At 72.1% G+C, this 20,835-nt stretch carries 19 protein-coding genes; 9 read left to right on the forward strand and 10 right to left on the reverse strand.

The features are described 5' to 3' along the window. Positions 1–37: 37 nt before the first annotated feature. Positions 38–919, forward strand: a complete 882-nt coding sequence (locus ACFYR3_RS17805) for a Bax inhibitor-1/YccA family protein (protein ID WP_355846044.1) — start codon at positions 38–40, stop codon at positions 917–919. Between the two features lie 105 nt (positions 920–1,024). On the opposite strand, the gene ACFYR3_RS17810 is transcribed toward ACFYR3_RS17805, so the two are convergent. Further along, positions 1,025–1,255 carry a DUF4287 domain-containing protein gene (locus tag ACFYR3_RS17810; RefSeq protein WP_389283745.1) on the reverse strand — a complete coding sequence of 77 codons (231 nt, stop codon included), beginning with the start codon at positions 1,253–1,255 and terminating at the stop codon, positions 1,025–1,027. A 104-nt stretch (positions 1,256–1,359) separates the two neighbouring features. Here ACFYR3_RS17810 and ACFYR3_RS17815 point away from each other — a divergent pair, with 104 nt between their 5' ends. Beyond that, entirely contained in the window at positions 1,360–1,671 is a 312-nt protein-coding gene (locus tag ACFYR3_RS17815) for a hypothetical protein (RefSeq protein WP_355846047.1), read from the forward strand. A 172-nt stretch (positions 1,672–1,843) separates the two neighbouring features. On the opposite strand, the gene ACFYR3_RS17820 is transcribed toward ACFYR3_RS17815, so the two are convergent. The 3 genes from ACFYR3_RS17820 to ACFYR3_RS17830 all read right to left on the reverse strand — a co-directional run bounded on the left by ACFYR3_RS17820 (position 1,844) and on the right by ACFYR3_RS17830 (position 5,909). Beyond that, positions 1,844–2,641 carry a hypothetical protein gene (locus ACFYR3_RS17820; protein WP_389283747.1) on the reverse strand — a complete coding sequence of 266 codons (798 nt, stop codon included), beginning with the start codon at positions 2,639–2,641 and terminating at the stop codon, positions 1,844–1,846. A 292-nt stretch (positions 2,642–2,933) separates the two neighbouring features. After that, positions 2,934–4,154, reverse strand: a complete 1,221-nt coding sequence (locus ACFYR3_RS17825; protein WP_355846053.1) for an acetyl-CoA C-acetyltransferase — start codon at positions 4,152–4,154, stop codon at positions 2,934–2,936. 726 nt (positions 4,155–4,880) lie between these two features. Continuing rightward, positions 4,881–5,909 carry an SGNH/GDSL hydrolase family protein gene (locus ACFYR3_RS17830; protein WP_389283749.1) on the reverse strand — a complete coding sequence of 343 codons (1,029 nt, stop codon included), beginning with the start codon at positions 5,907–5,909 and terminating at the stop codon, positions 4,881–4,883. Positions 5,910–6,053: 144 nt separating this feature from the next. On the opposite strand from ACFYR3_RS17830, the gene ACFYR3_RS17835 reads away from it, so the two are divergent. Further along, positions 6,054–7,448 (forward strand): cystathionine beta-synthase, encoded by a 1,395-nt coding sequence (locus ACFYR3_RS17835; RefSeq protein ID WP_355846058.1) that lies wholly within the window; start codon positions 6,054–6,056, stop codon positions 7,446–7,448. Between the two features lie 586 nt (positions 7,449–8,034). Here the strand turns inward: ACFYR3_RS17835 and ACFYR3_RS17840 are convergent. Then, complete coding sequence (locus ACFYR3_RS17840; protein WP_389283751.1) at positions 8,035–8,472, reverse strand: hypothetical protein; 438 nt, start codon at positions 8,470–8,472, stop codon at positions 8,035–8,037. 163 nt (positions 8,473–8,635) lie between these two features. Between ACFYR3_RS17840 and ACFYR3_RS17845 the strand changes: the two genes are divergently transcribed. The 3 genes from ACFYR3_RS17845 to ACFYR3_RS17855 all read left to right on the forward strand — a co-directional run bounded on the left by ACFYR3_RS17845 (position 8,636) and on the right by ACFYR3_RS17855 (position 12,008). Next, the gene (locus ACFYR3_RS17845) at positions 8,636–10,330 is read left to right on the forward strand and encodes an aromatic amino acid ammonia-lyase (RefSeq protein ID WP_389283753.1); all 1,695 of its coding nucleotides are present in this window, start codon (positions 8,636–8,638) and stop codon (positions 10,328–10,330) included. Positions 10,331–10,401: 71 nt separating this feature from the next. Further along, the gene (locus ACFYR3_RS17850) at positions 10,402–11,286 is read left to right on the forward strand and encodes a MurR/RpiR family transcriptional regulator (RefSeq protein ID WP_355846128.1); all 885 of its coding nucleotides are present in this window, start codon (positions 10,402–10,404) and stop codon (positions 11,284–11,286) included. Between the two features lie 149 nt (positions 11,287–11,435). Then, a complete protein-coding gene (locus ACFYR3_RS17855; RefSeq protein ID WP_355846064.1) occupies positions 11,436–12,008 on the forward strand; it encodes a hypothetical protein in 573 nt (190 codons plus the stop codon). Between the two features lie 12 nt (positions 12,009–12,020). On the opposite strand, the gene ACFYR3_RS17860 is transcribed toward ACFYR3_RS17855, so the two are convergent. The 5 genes from ACFYR3_RS17860 to ACFYR3_RS17880 form a co-directional block, all read right to left on the reverse strand. Further along, positions 12,021–12,395, reverse strand: a complete 375-nt coding sequence (locus ACFYR3_RS17860; RefSeq protein WP_326787344.1) for a hypothetical protein — start codon at positions 12,393–12,395, stop codon at positions 12,021–12,023. 14 nt (positions 12,396–12,409) lie between these two features. Then, entirely contained in the window at positions 12,410–12,928 is a 519-nt protein-coding gene (locus ACFYR3_RS17865) for a roadblock/LC7 domain-containing protein (RefSeq protein WP_355846068.1), read from the reverse strand. Between the two features lie 64 nt (positions 12,929–12,992). Beyond that, positions 12,993–13,805, reverse strand: coding sequence for a hypothetical protein (locus ACFYR3_RS17870; protein WP_355846071.1), 813 nt, complete (start codon positions 13,803–13,805; stop codon positions 12,993–12,995). Next, positions 13,802–14,209: a hypothetical protein gene (locus tag ACFYR3_RS17875; RefSeq protein ID WP_261704018.1), complete on the reverse strand. Its 408-nt coding sequence runs from the start codon at positions 14,207–14,209 to the stop codon at positions 13,802–13,804. The genes ACFYR3_RS17870 and ACFYR3_RS17875 overlap by 4 nt, the downstream gene beginning before the upstream one ends. Before the next feature lie 409 nt (positions 14,210–14,618). Continuing rightward, the gene (locus ACFYR3_RS17880) at positions 14,619–16,019 is read right to left on the reverse strand and encodes a diaminopimelate decarboxylase (RefSeq protein WP_389283815.1); all 1,401 of its coding nucleotides are present in this window, start codon (positions 16,017–16,019) and stop codon (positions 14,619–14,621) included. Between the two features lie 503 nt (positions 16,020–16,522). On the opposite strand from ACFYR3_RS17880, the gene hutU reads away from it, so the two are divergent. Genes hutU through ACFYR3_RS17895 form a run of 3 tightly spaced genes read left to right on the forward strand, consistent with a single transcriptional unit; the run spans position 16,523 to position 20,792 of the window. Beyond that, positions 16,523–18,217, forward strand: coding sequence for a urocanate hydratase (gene hutU / locus ACFYR3_RS17885; RefSeq protein ID WP_355846075.1), 1,695 nt, complete (start codon positions 16,523–16,525; stop codon positions 18,215–18,217). Next, positions 18,214–19,437, forward strand: a complete 1,224-nt coding sequence (locus ACFYR3_RS17890; RefSeq protein WP_355846078.1) for an allantoate amidohydrolase — start codon at positions 18,214–18,216, stop codon at positions 19,435–19,437. Before hutU ends, ACFYR3_RS17890 begins: the two co-directional genes overlap by 4 nt. Next, the gene (locus tag ACFYR3_RS17895) at positions 19,434–20,792 is read left to right on the forward strand and encodes a formimidoylglutamate deiminase (RefSeq protein WP_355846081.1); all 1,359 of its coding nucleotides are present in this window, start codon (positions 19,434–19,436) and stop codon (positions 20,790–20,792) included. Before ACFYR3_RS17890 ends, ACFYR3_RS17895 begins: the two co-directional genes overlap by 4 nt. Positions 20,793–20,835: the final 43 nt, after the last annotated feature.

Below are 20,835 nucleotides of genomic sequence, written 5' to 3' on the forward strand. Positions count from 1 at the left end.
TGAGCCAAGGTCACGAGGGTGGCCATGGAGGAGCGAAATGAGGAGCAGTAACCCGGTCTTCTCGCGACGGGGGTTCAGCCGCGACAACGGCTACGCGGGCTTCAACGCGGCGCCGCAGGCCGGGGGACCCGCTGTCGGCACGCAGGGGAACCCGTACGCCCAGCAGGGCGGCAACCCCTACGCGCAGAACCCGTACGCACAGCAGGGCCTTCAGCACGGCGCTCCGCCGCAGGCACCGGTCACCACCGGCCGGATGACGATGGACGACGTCGTCATGCGTTCGGCCATGACGCTCGGCACCGTCGTCGTCGGCGCGATCCTGGCCTGGGCGCTGCTGCCGGTCTCCGCCACGAGCTACGGCCTGGCCGTCGGCTCCGCGCTGGTCGCCTTCGTGCTCGCGATGGTGCAGTCCTTCAAGCGCGCCGCCTCGCCCGCGCTGATCATCGGGTACGCCGCCTTCGAAGGCGTCTTCCTCGGGGTCATCAGCAAGATGTACAACGCGCAGTGGCACGGCGCGCCGTTCCAGGCCGTGCTCGGCACGATGGCGGTCGCCGGCGCCACCCTGCTCGTCTACAAGGCGGGCTGGATCCGGGTGACCGCGCGGTACGCGCGCATCGGCCTGACCATCGCCATCGCGTTCATCGTCGTCATGGCGGTGAACCTGCTGCTGGTCGCCTTCGGTGTCGCCCCGGACGGCGGACTGCGCAGCAACGGTCCGCTCGGCGCGATCGTCGGCATCCTGGCGATCCTGATCGGCGCGTTCTTCCTGACCCTCGACTTCAAGCAGATCGAGGACGGCATCACCTACGGTGCGCCGAAGGAAGAGGCCTGGCTGGCCGCGTTCGGCCTGACCATGACCCTCGTGTGGATCTACGTGGAGATGCTGCGGCTGGTCGCCATCTTCAGCGGCCGCGACTAGCGGCGCCGACGGCCGGACAGGCCGTCATGTGTGACCTGAAGGGCCCGCGAACCACCGGTTCGCGGGCCCTTCGTGTCGGGTGCCTGCCGTCTCGGTGGTGCGCGCTCACCGCAGTTTGCGCGCGGCCCTCCTCAGGTCGTACTCACGAATGATCGCTTTGGCGTGGCCGTACGCGAGGTCGTGCTCGGCGCGGAGCCAGCTGACCTTCTCCTCGAAGCGGAAGAGGGCGGGGCCTTCGTCGACGGTGCGGAGCCAGTCGGAGATCTCACGACCGGTGCAATGGGGGATGCGGGCGAGCAGGTTGCGATGGGTCTCCTCGGAGAAGACTTGGGACATCGGCGCCTCCGAACGCAAAGGGGATGTAAGCCGGTCCTTCACGCCACCGTGCCTGAGGGTTGGGTTGTTGGCAACAGTCCCGCCGCTGCGCGTAGTCTCGCCGCGTGCTGGATACGACGCCGTTGACCCATGCCGTGGACCATTTCGCCGACCGGTTGCGGGCCGCACCGCAGAGCCGCCTGCAACGAGGCGCCGCGGCTGAGGCACTAGGGCTGGCCAGGGAGTTCGCGCTGCGCACCCAGCGGGTCGAGGACCCGTCGGGGGAGCCCCGGGAGATGCCCGACGCCGGGATGTTCGCCGCCGCCGACCAAATCACGGTCGCCGCGCACGACTTGGCCCTCGTACTGAAGAACGAGGAGGAACTCGCGGAAGCGGTCACGCTCGTGGCGGAGGCACAGAAACGCGCCGGCGTCTGATCCGTTGATCGACTCCGGCGCGGTTGCCCGGCCCCTCGGCGTGTCGCCCCCCCGCTTCGGGGGGCGGCCAGGGTGGTGAGGCCGTGCGGTTCGCAGCGGCGCCAGGCGGTTCTCGCAGCGGCGCTACGCGGTTCGCGGAGGTGCCGTGTGCGTCACCGTGACGCCCGGCGGGTCATAGTGACGCTATGACGCGGTCCGCCAGGATGTAGACGTTCTCCTCGCCGAAGGCGAAGGTCAGGGCGTACGCGCCCGAGACACCGGAGCCGCCGAGCAGGACCGGGGTCTCACCGGCCGCCAGAGCCGCGGCGAGCTGCTGCGCGGTCTCACGGTGACCCGGGGTCATGCACAGCGTCGTACCGTCGGCGAAGACGTAGACGTCAAGGGTGCCGAGTGGGCCGGGGCGGACGTCCGCCAGCTCCGTACGGGACTCGGCGAGCTCCTCCAGGCAGGCCACCGTGCGTTCGTGGTCATTGACCACGGGTGACTGGACGGGGACGAAGTCCGGGTGCGAGGGGTGACGGCGACGGGCCGCGGCGAGTTCCGGGGAATCGCCGGCGGTGCCGGTCTGGAGGAACTCCTCCAGGTCGGTGCCGGCCTCGGCCACCGGCTCCAGGTGCTCCAGGCCCGCGAAGTCCGAGTGCCGTGGCAGGAACAGTTCGCTGTCCGGCAGACCGAGCAGCGAGGGCGCGTCGGAGGCGTCACGCGCCTCCTGGGCGGCCCAGAAGGCCCGCGCCTCGGCGAGCTCCCGCTCCCGCTCGTCGGCGAGCGCCTCGGCCACGGCCATGCGTATCTCGTCCGCGTCGGCGGCTCCGCGCGCGGCGGGCACGAGACCTCGCGCGGCACCGGCGCGGCTCTCGGCAAGTTCACTGTGCAGGGCTGCGACCTGCCGACGCAGACTCTGCAGCGTGTGCAGAACGGCGACGCCCACGGCCGCGGTGGCGGCGGTGGTGAGCAGCAAAGCAATCGGCATGGCGCTCACTGACGTACTCCCGGTTCAAAGTCGGCCCCCGACTTCCTACATCAGCTTGAAGGGCGAACCACCAAACTGTCAGTGCGTAACGTCACGAATAGGACAGGACTTTGGGCCTCGGGTTTAGCTGCGCATCGCCCCTGACCTGCGAAAATGCCCATTCGAAGGGACATAGGTCACATCTTGGGGGGGATTGGATCACAAATCGGCCCAGAGGCCCGGTGGGTACGGGCTTCTGGGCCGATTCGTTCACGCTGGGTTCAACTCCCGTTACGGGAACGGGTCCCCGTTGTCAGCTGAGGCGTTCGATGACCATCGCCATGCCCTGGCCGCCGCCGACGCACATGGTCTCCAGACCGAACTGCTTGTCGTGGAACTGGAGGCTGTTGATGAGCGTGCCGGTGATGCGGGCGCCGGTCATGCCGAAGGGGTGGCCGACGGCGATGGCGCCACCGTTCACGTTCAGCTTGTCCAGCGGGATGTTCAGGTCGCGGTAGCTCGGGATCACCTGGGCGGCGAAGGCCTCGTTGATCTCGAACAGGTCGATGTCGTCGACGGTGAGGCCGGCGCGGTGGAGCGCCTGCCTGCTGGCCTCCACCGGGCCGAGGCCCATGATCTCGGGGGAGAGACCGGTGACACCCGTCGAGACGATGCGGGCGAGCGGGGTCAGGCCGAGCTCGCGGGCCTTCGTGTCGGACATGATCACGAGGGCGGCGGCGCCGTCGTTCAGCGGGCAGCAGTTGGCCGCGGTGACCATGCCGTCGGGGCGGAAGACCGGCTTCAGGCCCTGGACGCCCTCCAGCGTCACACCCGCGCGCGGGCCGTCGTCCTTGCTGACGACCGTGCCGTCCGGGGTGGTGATCGGGGTGATCTCGCGCTCCCAGAAGCCGTTCTTGACGGCTTCCTCGGCGAGGTTCTGCGAGCGCACGCCGAACTCGTCCATGTCCTGGCGGGTGACGCCCTTGAGGCGGGCCAGGTTCTCGGCGGTCTGGCCCATCGCGATGTACGCGTCCGGGATCAGGCCGTCCTCGCGCGGGTCGTGCCAGGACGAACCCTCCGACTGGGCGACCTCGACCGTGCGGGCCTCGGCGTCGGCGAAGAGGGGGTTGTGGGTGTCGGGCATGCCGTCGGAGGTGCCCTTGACGGACCGCGACACCATCTCGACGCCCGCCGAGATGAAGACGTCGCCCTCGCCCGCCTTGATGGCGTGCAGGGCCATGCGGGAGGTCTGCAGGGAGGAGGAACAGTAACGGGTGATGGTGCAGCCCGGGAGGTGGTCCATTCCCATCTGCACGGCCACGATCCGGCCGAGGTTGTGGCCCTGCTCGCCGCCGGGGAGGCCGCAGCCGAGCATCAGGTCGTCGATGTCCCTCGGGTCCAGGCCGGGGACCTTGGCGAGGGCTGCCTCGATGATCGTGGCGGTCAGGTCGTCGGGGCGCACGTCCTTCAGGGAGCCCTTGAAGGCGCGGCCGATCGGGGAGCGGGTGGCTGAGACGATCACGGCTTCGGGCATCACGGCTCCATTGGCGTACGGGAAGTGTGCAGGGCTGATTGGGAAGTTACCCGCACGTACCGTCGAGGTCACCGGTCTTGGTGTGTGACACCGGACGCACTTTTCTAAGCGCTTGCTTTTTGCTGGCGGGGGCGCCCTGAACGGTGGGGTCCGTTGCGCGGGGGCGGGGTGAAGGGGTGGCCCCCCTCTGGTGCCGGGCCTCCTGGGGCTCTGCCCCAGACCCCGCTCCTCAAACGCCGGAGGGGCTGAAAATGGGCTCTGCCCTGGCCCCGCTCCTCAAACGCCGGAGGGGCTGAAATTGGGCTCTGCCCTGGCCTCGCTCCTCAAACGCCGGAGGGGCTGAATTTGGACTCTGCCCTGGCCTCGCTCCTCGAAAGCCGGAGGGGCTGAAATTGGGCTCTGCCCTGGCCTCGCTCCTCAAGCGCGGGAGGGGCGGGATCCTGGCCCCGCTCCCCGAGCGTCGGAAGGGGTGGGATCCTGCCTCGCTCCGCAAGCGCCGGAGGGGCTGAATTTGGGCCCCGACCCGGGGGGCCCGCTCCTCTGATGCCGGCCGGGGTGGGAGACCTCAGGGGCGCGGGGAACTGCGCGACCAGCCCCCACGCACCCGCGCCCGGGTCCGCGCCCCGCGAACCCGGGACCGCCCCCGGAACCGGGAACCCGGGACCGCCCCCGGACCCGGGAACCCGGGATCGGCCTCGGACCCGGGGATCCGTTCCCCCGGAGGCGTCAGTTGGAGGGGGTCGGGGCGGGGTCCGTGGCGGGGAGGCGTTGGCGGCGGCGGCGTTTGAGGAGGGCCCAGGGGCCGCGGGGGCCGGTGGGCATGGCGGCGGCGACCTCGGTGCCGGGCTCGGACGCGGCCTCCGCGGCCGCACGGGCGACCGGCAGGAATCCCTCGTGCCGCGAGACGTCCGGACGCTCCTCCTCGGCCGGCCAGAGGCCGAGTGCCGCGCAGACCGTCGGCAGGAGCGCCATGGCCGCCGTGGCATACCCCTCCGCCGAGGGGTGGTAGTGGTCCGGACCGAACAGCTCACGCGGGTTCGCCTCGAACTCGGGGCCCAGCAGGTCGCCCAGCGACACCGTACGGCCGCCCTGCTCGACCGTCCCGATCGTCTGGGCCGCGGCCAACTGCCGGGACGCGCGCCGGGCCAGCCAGCGCAGCGGCTGCTGGACCTGCTCGACCGTGCCCAGGTCGGGACAGGTGCCGACGACCACCTCCGCACCGGCCGTGCGCAGCCGGCGTACCGCCGCGGACAGGTGACGCACGGAGCGCGTCGGCGGCATCCGGTGCGTCACGTCGTTCGCCCCGATCATGATCACGCAGATGTCGGGCAGCCGCGAGGTGTCCGTGAGGGCGAGCGCGACCTGGCGGTCCAGGTCGTCCGACTGGGCGCCGGGCAGCGCCACATTGCTCAGCTCCACCGGCCGCTCGGCCACCGCCGCGAGCCCGGAGGACAGCAGGGCGCCCGGCGTCTGGCGGGCCCGGCGCACCCCCTGGCCCGCGGCCGTCGAGTCGCCGAGCATCGTCAGACGCAGCGGGGGTTCGTCAGCGGAGGCACCGGCGTAGTCGTACCCGTAGAGACCGTCCGCGCGCGGGGCGTACGGAGCGTGCCCGTTGCCCACATGCCGCTTCGCCAGCTGCACCTCGGCCAGCACCAGGCCGACGGCCGCCGCACCCACCAGTCCGACCCCGCCCCCGCCGTACGCCGCGCCCGCAGCGATCCGCCGGGCCACCCTCGCCCTCGACAAGCTCGACATCCGTCGCCGCCACCTCCTTGTAGCCGTACAACCACTGCTTGCCCCGAACAGCGGGTGGGCCAATCTCAACGGCGCGTGAACGGCTGCTCAGGGCCGTAGGCTGGCGGGACCATTCCTGTTGAAAACGCAGCTCCGGAGACAACGGTGCAATTCCACGACTCGATGATCAGTCTCGTCGGCAACACCCCGCTGGTGAGACTCAACAACGTGACCGCGGGCATCCAGGCGACCGTCCTGGCGAAGGTTGAGTACTTCAACCCCGGCGGATCCGTGAAGGACCGCATCGCCATGCGCATGATCGAGGCCGCGGAGGAGAGCGGCGACCTCAAGCCCGGCGGCACGATCGTCGAGCCGACCAGTGGCAACACCGGTGTGGGGCTCGCCATCGTGGCGCAGCAGAAGGGGTACCACTGCATCTTCGTGTGCCCCGACAAGGTCTCCACCGACAAGATCAACGTGATGCGCGCGTACGGGGCCGAGGTCGTGGTCTGCCCCACCGCCGTCGACCCGGAGCACCCGGACTCGTACTACAACGTCTCCGACCGGCTGGTGCGGGAGACCCCGGGGGCCTGGAAGCCCGACCAGTACTCCAACCCGAACAACCCCCTCTCGCACTATCACTCGACCGGCCCCGAGCTGTGGGAGCAGACGGAGGGGAAGATCACCCACTTCGTCGCGGGCGTGGGGACCGGCGGCACGATCTCCGGTACCGGCCGGTACCTGAAGGACGCCAGCGACGGGAAGGTGCAGGTCGTCGGCGCCGACCCCGAGGGATCCGTGTACTCCGGCGGCTCGGGCCGGCCCTACCTCGTCGAGGGCGTCGGTGAGGACTTCTGGCCGACCGCGTACGACCGTACGGTCGCGGACGAGATCGTCGCCGTGTCCGACAAGGACTCATTCCAGATGACGCGCCGGCTGGCCAAGGAGGAGGGGCTGCTCGTCGGCGGCTCCTGCGGCATGGCCGTGGTCGCCGCGCTGCGGGTCGCCGAGCGCCTCGGCCCCGACGACGTCGTGGTCGTGCTGCTCCCGGACAGCGGGCGCGGCTACCTCAGCAAGATCTTCAACGACGAGTGGATGGCCGACTACGGCTTCCTGGAGGACACCGGCCCGAGCGCCCGTGTCGCCGACGTGCTGAACGACAAGGCGGGGGCCACGATCCCCTCGCTCGTCCACATGCACCCGGAGGAGACCGTCGGCGAGGCCATCGAGGTGCTGCGCGAGTACGGCGTCTCGCAGATGCCGATCGTCAAGCCGGGCGCCGGTCACCCGGACGTGATGGCCGCCGAGGTCATCGGGTCGGTCGTGGAGCGCGAGCTCCTCGACGCGCTGTTCACCAAGCGGGCCTCCCTGGAGGACCCGCTGGAGAAGCACATGTCCTCGCCGCTGCCGCAGGTCGGTTCCGGTGAGCCGGTCGCCGACCTGATGTCCGTGCTCGGTCGCGCCGACGCCGCGATCGTGCTCGTCGAGGGCAAGCCCACCGGTGTCGTCAGCCGGCAGGACCTGCTGTCCTTCCTGGCCAAGGGCGGCATCAGGGCGTAGCGGGGGCGGGCCCCCAGGAGGCATCCGGGGGCCACGGGAGGCGTCGGGAGTGCGTGCCGGGCGGTGGCCCGGGGCGCACGGGTGACGGCCAGGGGCATCACCGGGCGCACAACGTTCGGTCGTCCGGGGCCGGCGCGGGATTTTTGTTCGAAGTGTCGGATCCGTGTGGATCTTCAGGCTCCGGCCGAGGTGAACTTCGCGGAAGTGGTACGAGCGCGTCACGTCCGCGCAGCACCCGCTTAACACGGGTCCGGCACATTAGTGGGTGTCGGCAGGGCGGGAGCGGCTCCCCGCCCCGGCCGACGCCAAAACGGCGCCAAGGACCTCCGGAGCGGCTCCCGGACCTCCATGGACGCCTAGGACGCGTAAGCCCGGTCCTGACCAGGGCTGCCCGCGTCCCTCGCGGGGACCGCCGTCGTCCCGCCCCCCGGTATCGGGGGTGCGGCGGTCCCCGCGCAACACGTCGAAGGGCCCGGCACCTGTCCCAGGTGCCGGGCCCTTTCGTACGCCGTACAGGCCGCTCGGCGCCCGTACCCCGTTCCGGGTGGGGCTTCGTCTCCCCGGTACCGCTGGGGCTGCGCGGCGGCTACTCCTCCCAGTCCGACTCCGGCCGGGTCCTGCGGCGGCCGAAGAAGCTCGGCGAGAGGCGCGCTGCCTGGACCACGTTCACGCCCACGATGCCGGCCCACGCGACGAGCAGTCCGGGCAGGTGCGCGACTCCGCCGCCGATCGCGGACAGCGGGACCGCGAGGACGAGCGAGACGATCCCGAAGCCGAAACGCTCGCCCCAGGAGTCGGACGACTGGGGTGAACGCGCGCCGCGCGCCACCACCATCTGCTGTTCGGCGAGCTGGCGCCGCACCCGGCGGTCGACGGCGCCGTCGAGGTGCTGCTCGACCTTCTCCAGGAACGAGTCGACCAGGGCGGACTCGTACTCGTCGCCGAGTTCCCTGCGGGCGTGCAGGGTGGCGTTGAGTTCCTTCTTCAGTTCCGCGTCGTCATGGCGGGCTTCCATACCGGTCATGTCTTTCACGGTAGGCAGCCGAGGTCCGCGTGGCACTGGGGATAGCCCCCCTGTTGCGACTGGGCCGAGCCCCCGGCAGGTGCCCCTTGCCCGGTCTGCATATCGTCATGCAGAGTTCTCGGTACCTGAATAGAAAGGTGTGCGCGTGCTGTCGTCTCGGATCATGTCCACATCGTGTGCGGTGACGCCTCCGGCGGATGTCGCGCTCGTGGTCCTGGACGGCCGCCGCACCGGTGTCGACGACGTCGTACGGCTCGCCGACGGGGCCGCGCGGCCGGTCCCCGGCACGGATGCGATGAAGCGGGTCGAGGAGTCCTGGTGCGCCGCCCGGCAGATCGCCGCCACCGGCCGCGTCTACGGCCGCTCCACCGGAGTCGGCGCGAACCGGACCGAGGACGTGCCCACCGAGGCCGCCACCGGCCACGGCCTGCGCCTGCTGCGCAGCAACGCCGGCGCCATCGGCGAGGAGCTGCCCGCTCGGCAGGTCCGCGCGATGCTCGCCGTCCGCGCGAACCAGCTCCTCGCGGGCGGCGCGGGACTGCGGCCCACGGTCGTGACGGCGCTGTGCGAGGCGCTGGAGAACGGCGCGTACCCGGTCGTCAACGAGTTCGGCTCGGTCGGGACCGGGGACATCGCCGCCCTGGCGCAGGTGGGCCTGGCCCTTGCGGGAGAGCACCCGTGGAGGGGGTCGGACGGTTCGCTGGTGCGTTCCGGTGCGGCGGATGTGGACGGGGATGGGGCGGTCGTGGAGGTCCCGAGGGCCGGGGGGCCACGAGCAGGGGAGCGGTCCCGGCCGGGTGCGGGTGGATCCGTGGTGCCGGGCGGTAGCGGGTCGGTTGCTTGGTCCGGTGGGGGGTCAGGTGCGTGGTCCGGTGGGGGCGTGGTTCCCGAGCCGCTGGCCCTCGACAACAACGACGCCCTCGCGCTCATCAGCAGCAACGCGCTCACCCTCGGGCAGGCCGCGCTCGCGCTGCACGAACTGCGCGGGCTGATCGGCGCCACGCAGGTCGTCGCGGCCCTGTCGCTGCTGGCGGTCGACGGGTCCCACGAGGCGTACGCGGCGCCCGTGCACGCCGCCCGGCCGCACCGGGGATCGATCGAAGTGGCCCGCCGGATGCGGGAGTTGATCGGCGCCGCGGACCGGCCCACGCCACCGCTCGGGCGGATCCAGGACCCGTACGGCTTCCGCTGTCTCCCGCAGATCCACGGCCCCGCGCACGACGCGGCGGACGCGCTGGAGGCGGTCCTCGCGGTGGAGATCAACGCCGCCGCGGAGAACCCCCTCATCTCCGCCGAGGACATGGCCGCCTACCACCACGGCGGCTTCTACCAGGCCCAACTCGCCCTCGCGCTGGACCACTTCAGGCTCGCCGTCACCCAGGTGGCACGCCTGTCCACCTCCCGCCTGTCCACCCTCAACGAACCGGCCTACACCCGGCTGCGCCCCTTCCTCGCCGACCAGGAACCGGCGTCCTCCGGCGTGATGATCCTGGAGTACGCCGCCGGTGCCGCACTCGGTGACCTGCGGGCCTTCTCCGCGCCCGCCTCGCTCGGCCACGCTGTACTCTCCCGGGGCGTCGAGGAACAGGCGAGCTTCGCCTCGCTCGCCGCACGTCAGACGCTGCGGGCGTGCGATGCGTACCGTCTCGTCGTCGGCTGCGAACTGGTCGCCGCGGTACGGGCGCTGCGCCAGCGCGATCTGCGGCCCGAACCGGACCTGCCGGCCGGGCGGGCACTGGAACTGGCCGAGGCGGTGCTCGACGCGGAGCAGGCCGACCGGCCGCTCACGGACGACGTGACGGCGGCCGCCGCACTGCTCGACCGGTTCACTGACATCTGGAGGGGGAGCACGTCATGAGCACGGGCAGCGGCACGGCCGGAGGCGGCGACAGGAACGGGGACGGCAGGGAGATGGGGGACGGCAAGGCGATGGGGGACGGCGGCGTGGAGAGCGACACGGGTGTGAGCGACACGGGTGTGAGCGACAGCCCCGCCGGGCGGCTCCAGACCCTCTTCGAGGGGCGCCGGCTCACACCGACCCAGCGGCGCATCGCCCACAGCATGGTGCGGCGCGCGGCCGACGTGCCGTTTCTGTCCAGCGTCGAACTCGCCGAACTCGCCGGAGTCAGCCAGCCCTCCGTCACCCGCTTCGCGGTCGCCCTCGGCTTCGACGGCTACCCCGCCCTGCGCAAGCACCTGCGCGAGGTCGCGCCCGCCGAACCGGCCACCGACACCGCCTCGTACAACGAGTACCAGCAGGCCGTCGAGGCCGAGATCGAGAACCTGCGCCACCTTGCCGCCGTGCTCGCCGATCCGCGCCCGGTCGCGAGGGCGGGGCGGCTGCTGGCCGCGTCCCGTCCGCTGCCCGTCCTCGGGCTGCGCGCCGCCGCCTCCCAGGCCTACGGCTTCGCCTACTTCGCCGCCAAGGTGCACCCCGACGTACGGCTGCTGCACGAGGGCGGCACGATGCTCCAGGACCGCATCGACGCGGCCGTCCGGGCCGGGGCCACTTCCCTGCTGTGCTTCGCGCTGCCCCGGCACCCGCGCGAGGTCGTCGACGCCCTCGGCTACGCGAAGGAGGCCGGGCTGACCGTCGTCACGGTCGCGGACTCCGCGTTCGCCCCGGTGGCGAAGGTGTCCGACCTGCTGCTCCCCGCCGCCGTCGGCACCGGCCTCGCCTTCGACACGGCGTGCGCGCCGATGCTGCTGGGCCGCGTTCTGTTGGAGGCCATGTGCGACGACCTGCCGGACGCGCAGGCGCGGTTGGAGCAGTTCGACGCGCGGGCCGCGGTGCGGGGACTGTTCGTCGAGTAGGCGCCGGAGCATGAACTAGGGCGTGCGAATCCGGGCGTTTCTCAGACTCGTCTCACCTTCCGTGGCTAGCCTGCGCGCCCAGAGACACACGGGCGCGGCGGCGGTCGGCGACGTACCCGTGGGCGTGAAGGCGCTGAGACGGGAGGCAGATGGTGACGCGCGGAGGACAGGGGTTGGCCCGGGTGGCCGTCGTGGTGCGGGCGGGAGCCGCACCGCTGTGGTGGAGCGGGGTGGTGGCTGCCGGAACCGGGGTGGTGCTCCCCGGACTGACGGGGCGCAGGATCGGTGTCATGGCGGGGGCCGCGCTGTTTCTCGTCGCGGCGGCCGTGGTGCCGTACTGGCGCGGGAAGCGGTACGCCGCCCTGGTCCGCTCCGCCGTCCGTGCCGGTAAGCACGATGTGCTCCAGGACCGTGCCGTGACGGTGCGCAACTGGCGTCAGGGCCACGGCTGGTGGCTGCTCCTCGCCTTCGCGGCCGCGCTGGGCAGCTCGCTCGCCGTGCCCGCAGCGGGCGGCATGCTGCTCGCCGGCGCGGGCGTCGGACTGTGGCTGAAGGCCGGCCGGCTCGGGCGCCTGGAGCGGGCCGAGCAGGCGCTGATCTGGGTGCGGGTCGACTGGCTCGGCCCGCGCGCCGGTGCCCCTGTGGGCAAGCCGGTCCGGGCCGTCCGGGCCACCGGAGTGGCGGCGGGCGACGCCGCGCCCGGCGGGGCGCGACGTCGCTGAACGGGGCCGGAGCTAGACCTCCAGGTCGGCCTCGATCCTCTTCAGTTGGTGCCGGGCCATCGCCAGGTTCGCGCGCTTCTGGTCGAGCACCAGGTACAGGAAGAGACCGTTCCCGCCGCGCCCCTTGATCAGCCGGATCAGGTGGTACTGGTCGGAGAGCGTGATCAGGATGTCCTCGATGTCGCCCTTCAGCCCCAGGTGCTCCATGGTGCGGAGCTTGGCGCGGACGACGTCCGTGTTGCCTGCGGCCGCGACGGTGAGGTCGAAGCTCTTGCTGCCACCGATCGTGCCCAGCGCCATTCCGCTGGTGTAGTCGACGAGGGCGGCTCCCGTGGCGCCCTCGATGGCCGCCAGTGCCTCTTTGAGCGCGGTCTCGGTGTTCGTCATGGTGCTGTGCTCCTTCAACTCTCTGATGTTCTCGGGTGGTTGGTGGCAGGGGTAGAAGTGGGGCGCGCGGCGGTCGTGCCGCGTGCCGTGCGAGTGCGCGATGCGCCCGACGAGGGCTTCGCGGACGTCTTGGGCGGGTCGGCGGCCAGCTCGCCGCGTGCTGTGGCGGCGTCGACGAGCTCCCCGATCCGGGTGCCGGAACGCCGCCCCTCGAGGTGCAGCCGGCCGACATTGACCCGGTCCTGGGCCAGCAGCGTCAGGACGGCGGAGCCGCCTGCCGCGTAGGTCGCCACATAGCCGTGCACACCGCGGACCAGTAGCTCGCGCAGATCGCCGTGCCCGGTGGACTCGGCCATCCGTATGGCGACCCCCAGTGCGGCCGCGGTGAGCGCGGCCAGGCCGTCCGGCTCCACGCCGGGCGTGTCGTGGGCAAGGACGAGACCGTCGGCGCTGGCCGCGAGCGCTCCGGTCAGCTGGGGCACGCGGGCCCTCAACCGATGGAGTTCGTCGAGGACTTCGGGTTCCGCCGCCATCAGCAGTCTCCTCTCGGCACGCTGTCGTAGCGCGCGGATCACAAGGCCTCCCGCGGGTTGGGACTCACAAGGCCTCCAGCGCGTCTCTGAGTCGTCGCAGCAACGCGACGTCGGGATCGGTGGAGGTCTGGGTGAGCACGCTGGGCGGGGGGAGCGGCTGCGGTGGCGGAGCGGCCGTCACGAGTCCGGCGGCGGCGAGTCGGCGCAGGTCGACGAGCGTGTGGAAGGCGGGCCGACCCAGCACGAGGGACACGTCCGCCGCCGTGCGGACGCCGTCCACCTGGCCGAGGACGGCCTCCTGGCGCAACGGCACCGTCGGCCCGGCGGCGAGCAGGGCGCGCCGGAGCGGCGCGGTGTCGGTCGCCGGGTCGGGCCATATGCGGTGCAGGAGTTCGCGCCGACGCACCGTCTCGCGCTCCAGCGCGGCCACGGGGACGGGGCGCAGCGGGCCGAACCAGTGCGCGGCGCCGTACCGGAAGCGGCTCGGGGTGCTGCTCGGCCCGAGTACGAAGTACGCCGCGTCGTACAGGGAGCCGAGGTGGCACAGCTCCAGCGCGCCCTCCGCGATCCACCCGCTGTCGATCAGGAACCGGCCGACCCGGCGGCGCGCCCCGGCCGCGGCGACCGCCTCCCGCCACACCTCGGCGTCCAGTACGCCGCGGACGGAGAACAGCACGTCGAGCCCTGGTGTGGCCGGGCTCTCGGCGTGCACCACCTCTCCGTCGGCGAGATAGAGGGTGCCGCGCTCGCGGATGAGGACGCCGGTGGCCCGCTCCTCGGCGAGCCGACTGAGCATCGGCGAGGCGCCGGCCGCGGCGCCCGGTGCCCTGTCCCGCACCGGGAGCCGGGGCGGAGGAGGGGTCCTGACCGTGGTCATACGAGCACCAGCCGTCCGGCCATCTCGCCGAGCCGGATGCGCGCCAGGGCGAGATTGCCGTCCGAGCGGCCCAGCCACAGGTGCAGGAACACGCTGCTGTCGAAGGTGGTCCGGACGAAACGCAGGACGTGATAGCTGTCGCGGTTGCTGATGATCAAGTCTTCGATCGGGGTCTCCTGATCGGACCACTCGGACCAGTCGGAGCCGTCCTTGGGGGCGAACGAGCGGTTCTCCGCGGCGAGCCGGGCCAGCTCGGCGGCCTCCGCAGCGGTCGTCTCGTGGTCGTCGCCCGGCGCGTCGCCCACCGTCCCCAGGGCCAGGCCGCTGGTCCAGTCGACCACCGAGGCACCCCGCGCACCGGGCAGTGTCATGGCTTCCAGCAGGCACTCGTCGATTCCGGGCACCGTGTCTCCCCTCCCGCCAAGGGTTCGGCCGAGTGACGCCGAAGTTACGCACTGTGTGCACGGGAAGGGAGTGATCGGGCATTTTCCTGTGGAACATGCCCACGATGACTAAGGTGGGTCAACTGACCACATTCTCAGGCGTGCTGAACCCGCCCGTGGCCGGTTTGTGCTGTCCTGGGGGGTGTGGCAGGGGCGCTCGCGAGTGTGGTCGGGCGCGCACGAAAACGAGTGCGCCCCGGGGTCGGAACCTGCCTGTGCGTGGGCCCGGCCGTCCCGTGGATCCCGTCGGTCGAGGTGCGCTCCGGCGCCCGTCGGCGCGTGCCGCCCGTCCCCGTCTTTCGCGCCGCCCGTCCCCGTGCGCCACCGTCCCGCGTCGTTCGTATCGCCGTTCCCGGAGCGCGGGCGGTGGCTACAGCGCGGTGAGCGACGGCCCGTGCGCGCCGCCCGACTCCGCGACGATCTCGTCGAGGGTCTGCGGCCCCCGTACGACCGCGAAGCGCATGCCGCCCGCGCCTCCGGCGCCTCCCGCGTCGTCGTCGCCGGTCGGCGCGAAGCCGTAGATGCCGGGGCGGGCGAGGGAGTTGTACGCGTAGTGGTGGGCGAAGTAGTACGCGCCGGTGTCCAGTGCGGCCACGTGGTCGCCCTGTTCGAGCAGCGGAAGCGCGCGGCCCTCCGCGAGCAGGTCGCCCGCGAAGCAGGCGGGGCCCGCGACGTCCTGGACGACGTCCGGCCCCGTCTTGGGCCGGCCCTTCGCGTCGTACGCGGCGATCCGCAGCGGCCAGGCCCCCGGCGCGTAGACCGTGCGGGTCGCCACCTGCACCCCGGCGTGGGTGATCGCGACCGCCCGGCCCCCGGCGGACTTCGCGTACTCGACCCGCGCCAGTACGGTCCCGTGCTTGGCGAGCAGTGACCGCCCGAACTCGGTGACCAGCCCGTAGCGTCCGTCGAACAGTCCCGGCGCCACCTCGGCGAGCAGCCGCGCGTACTGCGCGTACGTGGGTGTCGTCGTGTCGGAGCCGAAGTTGACCGGCAGCCCGCCGCCGATGTCGATCGTGTCGACCTGCCGCCGTCCGACGTGCCGGTTGATCTCCTCCGCCAGCGCGTACGTCTCCGCCACGCCCTGCGCCATCAGGGAGAGCGGCATGCCCTGCGAGCCCGAGTGCGCGTGCAGCCGGGTCAGCCATGGGCGGTCGGCGTACGCCCGCACGATCCACGCGCGGGCCCCGTCGTCCCGCAGCGCGACCCCGAACTTGGAGGTCGCCGTCGCCGTGGACAGAGCCTCGATCGAACCCCCGCCGACCTGCGGGTTCACCCGGAGCCCGATGGGGGAGTCGGTGGCCGCCGAGCGCACCATGGCGTCGATGCGGTCCAGTTCCTGCGGGCTGTCCGCGTTGATCGCGACGCCCAGTGCCAGCGCCTCGCGCAGCTCGGCGAGTGTCTTGGCCGGCGAGTCGAGCACGGTCCGCGCGGGCGGGATTCCGGCCGCCCGGGCGAGCGCGAGCTCTCCCGGGCTCGCCACCTCCGCGCCGATGCCCTGCTCGCGCAGCAGTCGCAGGACGGGCACGAGGGGCGTCGCCTTCACCGCGAAGGCGTGCAGCACGGGAGTGCCGGGAGGGGTCACCGCGTCGAAGGCTGCGCGCAGCGCGGCGGCCGAGGCCCGGATGCCGGGGACGTCGAGGAGCGCGACGATGGGGTGGCCCGGGGTGAGGAGGCCGTGTTCCACAGCGGCGCGCACGGCGTCGTCCCGCCGGGCGACCCGCTCCAAGTCCGGCTCGCCCCCACCTCCACCCATCGTCCGGTCCCCGTCCATCGTCCGGTCCCCGTCCATCGTCCGGTCCCCGTCCACCGTCCGGTCCCCGTCCACCGTCCGGTCCCCGTCCACCGTCCGGTCCCCGTCCATCGTCCGGTCCCCGTCCACCGTCCGGCTCCGGTTCGTCGTCCTGTCGCCGTTCGCCGTCGTCCGGTCCTCGTCCGTCGTCCCGCCGTGCTTCGCCGTCGTCCCGCCCTCGTCCGTTGTCCCGTCGGCGGCTGCCGTCCTGCCGCCCCTGTTCGGCGCCGTCAGGCCTGTGTCCGTTCGCTCGCCTTCGTTCGCCGTCGCGTCGCCCGGAGGCGTCCTCGAAGCCTCTGCCGAAGACATCGCAGCCCCACTCGCCCCGTCGCCCGCCGGATCTCCTGCCCTGTCCATGTCTGCGCCCATACATCCCAGCCAAACATCCGTGAGGAGCGCGTGCGGGGCCGTGCAGCTATTGACTAGCTCTATTCAAAGAGCCAGGATGTGAATATCTACAGCAACAGTTCGCTAGGAGGCAGACCATGTCAGGACCCCGCCCTGTCCGAGCGCCACGCGGTACGGAACTGAGCGCCCTGGGATGGCAGCAGGAAGCCGCCCTTCGGATGCTGCAGAACAACCTCGACCCCGAGGTCGCCGAGCACCCCGACAAGCTCGTCGTCTACGGCGGCACCGGCAAGGCCGCCCGTGACTGGCGTTCCTTCGACGCCATGGTCCGCACGCTCAGGACGCTCAAGCAGGACGAGACGATGCTCGTCCAGTCCGGCCGCCCCGTCGGCGTCATGCAGACCCACGAGTGGGCCCCGCGCGTCCTCATCGCCAACTCCAACCTGGTCGGCGACTGGGCGAACTGGGAGGAGTTCCGGCGCCTGGAGGCCCTCGGCCTCACCATGTACGGCCAGATGACCGCCGGTTCCTGGATCTACATCGGCACCCAGGGCATCCTCCAGGGCACCTACGAGACCTTCTCCGCCGTCGCCGCGAAGCTGCATTCAATTGGTAAGGGAGGGGTCAACGGCACCCTCGCCGGCACCATCACCCTGACCGCCGGTCTCGGCGGCATGGGCGGCGCCCAGCCGCTCGCCGTGACGATGAACGACGGCGTCGCGATCTGTATCGACGTCGACCCGCGCGCCATCGAGCGCCGCATCGAGCACCGCTACCTGGACGTGAGGGCCGACTCCCTGGAGCACGCCCTCCAGCTCGCCGTCGAGGCCCGCGACCAGCGCAAGCCGCTCTCCATCGGCCTCCTCGGCAACGCTGCCGAACTGCTGCCGCGGATGCTCGCCGAGGGCGCCCCCATCGACATCGTGACCGACCAGACCTCGGCCCACGACCCGCTCGCCTACCTCCCCGTCGGCATCGACTTCGACGACATGGCCGACGCGGCCGCCAAGGACCCGGCGGGCTTCACCACCCGCGCCCGCGAGTCCATGGCCAAGCACGTCGAGGCCATGGTCGGCTTCATGGACGCCGGCGCCGAGGTCTTCGACTACGGCAACTCGATCCGCGGCGAGGCCCAGCTCGCCGGGTACGACCGTGCCTTCGCCTTCCCCGGCTTCGTCCCCGCCTACATTCGCCCCCTCTTCTCCGAGGGCAAGGGCCCCTTCCGCTGGGCGGCCCTCTCCGGAGAGGCCTCCGACATCCACAAGACCGACAAGGCGATCCTCGACCTCTTCCCCGAGAACGAGTCCCTGCACCGCTGGATCAAGCTGGCCGGTGAGCGCGTCCACTTCCAGGGCCTGCCCGCCCGGATCTGCTGGCTCGGCTACGGCGAGCGCGACAAGGCAGGCGAGCGCTTCAACGACATGGTGGCGTCCGGCGAACTCGCCGCCCCCCTCGCCATCGGCCGCGACCACCTCGACTGCGGCTCCGTCGCCTCCCCGTACCGCGAGACCGAGGCCATGCTCGACGGCTCCGACGCGATCGCCGACTGGCCGCTGCTGAACGCCATGGTGAACGTCGCCTCCGGTGCCTCCTGGGTCTCCATCCACCACGGCGGCGGCGTCGGTATGGGCCGCTCCATCCACGCGGGCCAGGTCTCCGTGGCCGACGGCACCAAGCTCGCCGGCGAGAAGATCCGCCGCGTGCTGACGAACGACCCCGGCATGGGCGTCATCCGCCACGTCGACGCCGGTTACGACATCGCCGAGTCCGTCGCGGACGAGCGCGGTGTGCGCATCCCGATGCGCGAAGGCGACGAGGGTGGCACCGCGTGACGTTCCACAGCATGTGGGCGGAGCTGCTGCCGATCGGCCGCAGCTCCGCCTCCGGCGGCTACCGCCGGTTCGCTTGGACCGGGGCCGACACCGAGTGCCGCGCCTGGTTCCGGCAGCAGGCCGAGTCCCGCGGGCTCACCTACGAGCTCGACCGCAACGGCAACCAGTGGGCCTGGCTCGGCGACCCCGCCGCGGGGGACGCCGTGGTCACCGGGTCCCATCTTGACTCCGTGCCCGACGGCGGCGCCTTCGACGGTCCCCTCGGGGTCGTCTCCTCCTTCGCCGCGCTCGACGAACTCCGCGCCCGCGGCGTGGAGTTCACCAAGCCCCTCGCCATCGTCAACTTCGGCGACGAGGAGGGCGCCCGGTTCGGCCTCGCCTGCGTCGGCTCCCGGCTGGCCGCCGGCCGGCTCACCGTCGAACAGGCGCACCGGCTGACCGACGCCGACGGCATCACCCTGCCGCAGGCCATGGAGCGGGCCGGATACGACGCAGGCACCATCGGCCCCGACCCGGAGCGGCTCGGCCGGATCGGCGCCTTCGTCGAACTGCACGTCGAGCAGGGCCGCGCCCTCGACCTCGGCGGCGACCAGGTCGGCATCGCCAGCGCCATCTGGCCGCACGGCCGCTGGCGCTTCGACTTCCGCGGCGAGGCCAACCACGCCGGCACGACCCGGCTCGTGGACCGCCACGACCCGATGCTGCCGTACGCCGAGACCGTCCTCGCCGCCCGCCGCGAGGCCCGGCTCGCGGGCGCCGTCGCCACGTTCGGCAAGATCGCCGTCGAGCCGAACGGCGTGAACGCCATCCCCTCCCTGGTGCGCGGCTGGCTCGACTCACGCGCCGCCGACCAGGCGACCCTCGACACGGTCGTCACCGCCGTCGAGAAGGCGGCCAGCGAGTACGCGGACGCGCAGGGCGTCGAACTCGACGTCGTCCGCGAGTCGTTCACCCCCGTCGTCGAGTTCGAGCACGCCCTGCGGGACGAACTCGCCCGCATCCTGGGCAAGGAGCGGGACGCCGTCCTGAGCGTCCCCGTTCTGGGGACGGGTGCCGGACACGACGCCGGAATCCTCTCCGGCACCGTCCCGACCGCCATGCTGTTCGTACGCAACCCCACGGGTGTCTCGCACTCCCCGGCAGAGTTCGCCGCCGAGGACGACTGCGTGGCCGGGGTGACCGCACTCGCCGACGTACTCGAAGGGCTGGCCTGCAGGTGACGCAGACGTACTGGCTGGAACACGCCTGGCTCGGCACGAACGTCGAGCCGGGCGTCGCCGTGACCGTGTCGGGCGGCGGCTCCGAGGCCGGTGCCGACGGCCGTGTCACCGACGTCCGCACCGGCGTCGACACCCCGCCGCCGGGAGCCGAGATCCTCCGCGGGCTCACCCTCCCCGGCCTCGCCAACGCCCACTCGCACGCCTTCCACCGCGCCCTGCGCGGCACCGTCCAGGTCGGCTCCGGCACCTTCTGGACCTGGCGCGAGATCATGTACTCCTTCGCGGACCGGCTGACCCCGGAGACCTACCACGCGCTGGCCCGCGCGGTGTACGCGGAGATGGCGCTCGCCGGAGTCACCGCCGTCGGCGAGTTCCACTACGTGCACCACGCCCACGATGGCACCCCCTACGCCGACCCCAACGCCATGGGCGAGGCACTCGTCGCCGCCGCCGCAGAGGCCGGCATCCGCATCACCCTGCTCGACACGGCCTACCTCTCCTCCGGCTTCGGACAGCCGCCCAACCCGCACCAGCGGCGCTTCTCCGACGGCACCGCCGACGCCTGGGCGGAACGCTCTTCACTTCTCAAGGACCAGGATCACGCACGGATCGGCGCGGCGATCCACTCCGTACGGGCCGTGCCCGCCGGACAGCTCGCCACCATCGCGCGCTGGGCCGAGGAGCGGCGCGCCCCGCTCCATGTGCACCTGTCCGAGCAGACGGCGGAGAACGAGGCCTGCCACGCCGCCCACGGCTGCACGCCCACCCGACTGCTCGCCGACCACGGTGTCCTCGGCCCGCGCACCACCGGCGTCCACAACACGCACCTCACGGACGACGACATCGCCCTGCTCGGCGGCTCCGGCACCGGCACCTGCATGTGCCCGACCACCGAACGCGACCTCGCCGACGGCATCGGCCCCGCCGTCGCCCTCCAGCGCGCGGGCTCACCCCTCTCGCTCGGCTCCGACAGCCACGCCGTCATCGACCTTCTCGAAGAGGCCCGCGCGATGGAGCTGAACGAGCGGCTGCGCACCCGCACCCGCGGTCACTGGACGGCCGCCGCCCTGCTGCGCGCCGCCTCCGCCGACGGCCACGCGGCCCTCGGCTGGGACGACGCGGGCAGCATCGAGACGGGCGCGCTCGCCGACTTCACGACGATCGCCCTCGACTCGGTCAGAACAGCGGGGCCGGTGCCACGCCTCGGCGCCGAGACGGCCGTATTCGCGGCCACGGCCGCCGATGTCCGGCACACGGTCGTGGCGGGCCGGCACGTCGTACGCGACGGCGCGCACACCCTCGTACAGGATGTGCCGGCAGCTCTCGCGGACGCCGTCCAGGCCCTGCGCTCCTGACACCCGGACACGGCCCCGACCTCGCGCGCCCGACGCCGCCCAC

The organism is Streptomyces sp. NPDC005784 (genome assembly GCF_042871525.1).
Lineage (GTDB): Bacteria > Actinomycetota > Actinomycetes > Streptomycetales > Streptomycetaceae > Streptomyces.

What these genes read in the sequence shown, in the direction of transcription:
- ACFYR3_RS17805 (WP_355846044.1), top strand. Translation starts at nt 38, where the DNA reads ATGAGGAGCAGTAACCCGGTCTTCTCGCGACGGGGGTTCAGCCGCGAC.
- ACFYR3_RS17810 (WP_389283745.1), bottom strand. Translation starts at nt 1,255, where the DNA reads ATGTCCCAAGTCTTCTCCGAGGAGACCCATCGCAACCTGCTCGCCCGC.
- ACFYR3_RS17820 (WP_389283747.1), bottom strand. Translation starts at nt 2,641, where the DNA reads ATGCCGATTGCTTTGCTGCTCACCACCGCCGCCACCGCGGCCGTGGGC.
- ACFYR3_RS17825 (WP_355846053.1), bottom strand. Translation starts at nt 4,154, where the DNA reads ATGCCCGAAGCCGTGATCGTCTCAGCCACCCGCTCCCCGATCGGCCGC.
- ACFYR3_RS17830 (WP_389283749.1), bottom strand. Translation starts at nt 5,909, where the DNA reads ATGTCGAGCTTGTCGAGGGCGAGGGTGGCCCGGCGGATCGCTGCGGGC.
- ACFYR3_RS17840 (WP_389283751.1), bottom strand. Translation starts at nt 8,472, where the DNA reads ATGACCGGTATGGAAGCCCGCCATGACGACGCGGAACTGAAGAAGGAA.
- ACFYR3_RS17845 (WP_389283753.1), top strand. Translation starts at nt 8,636, where the DNA reads ATGTCCACATCGTGTGCGGTGACGCCTCCGGCGGATGTCGCGCTCGTG.
- ACFYR3_RS17850 (WP_355846128.1), top strand. Translation starts at nt 10,402, where the DNA reads ATGGGGGACGGCGGCGTGGAGAGCGACACGGGTGTGAGCGACACGGGT.
- ACFYR3_RS17855 (WP_355846064.1), top strand. Translation starts at nt 11,436, where the DNA reads ATGGTGACGCGCGGAGGACAGGGGTTGGCCCGGGTGGCCGTCGTGGTG.
- ACFYR3_RS17860 (WP_326787344.1), bottom strand. Translation starts at nt 12,395, where the DNA reads ATGACGAACACCGAGACCGCGCTCAAAGAGGCACTGGCGGCCATCGAG.
- ACFYR3_RS17865 (WP_355846068.1), bottom strand. Translation starts at nt 12,928, where the DNA reads ATGGCGGCGGAACCCGAAGTCCTCGACGAACTCCATCGGTTGAGGGCC.
- ACFYR3_RS17870 (WP_355846071.1), bottom strand. Translation starts at nt 13,805, where the DNA reads ATGACCACGGTCAGGACCCCTCCTCCGCCCCGGCTCCCGGTGCGGGAC.
- ACFYR3_RS17880 (WP_389283815.1), bottom strand. Translation starts at nt 16,019, where the DNA reads ATGGACGGGGACCGGACGATGGGTGGAGGTGGGGGCGAGCCGGACTTG.
- hutU (WP_355846075.1), top strand. Translation starts at nt 16,523, where the DNA reads ATGTCAGGACCCCGCCCTGTCCGAGCGCCACGCGGTACGGAACTGAGC.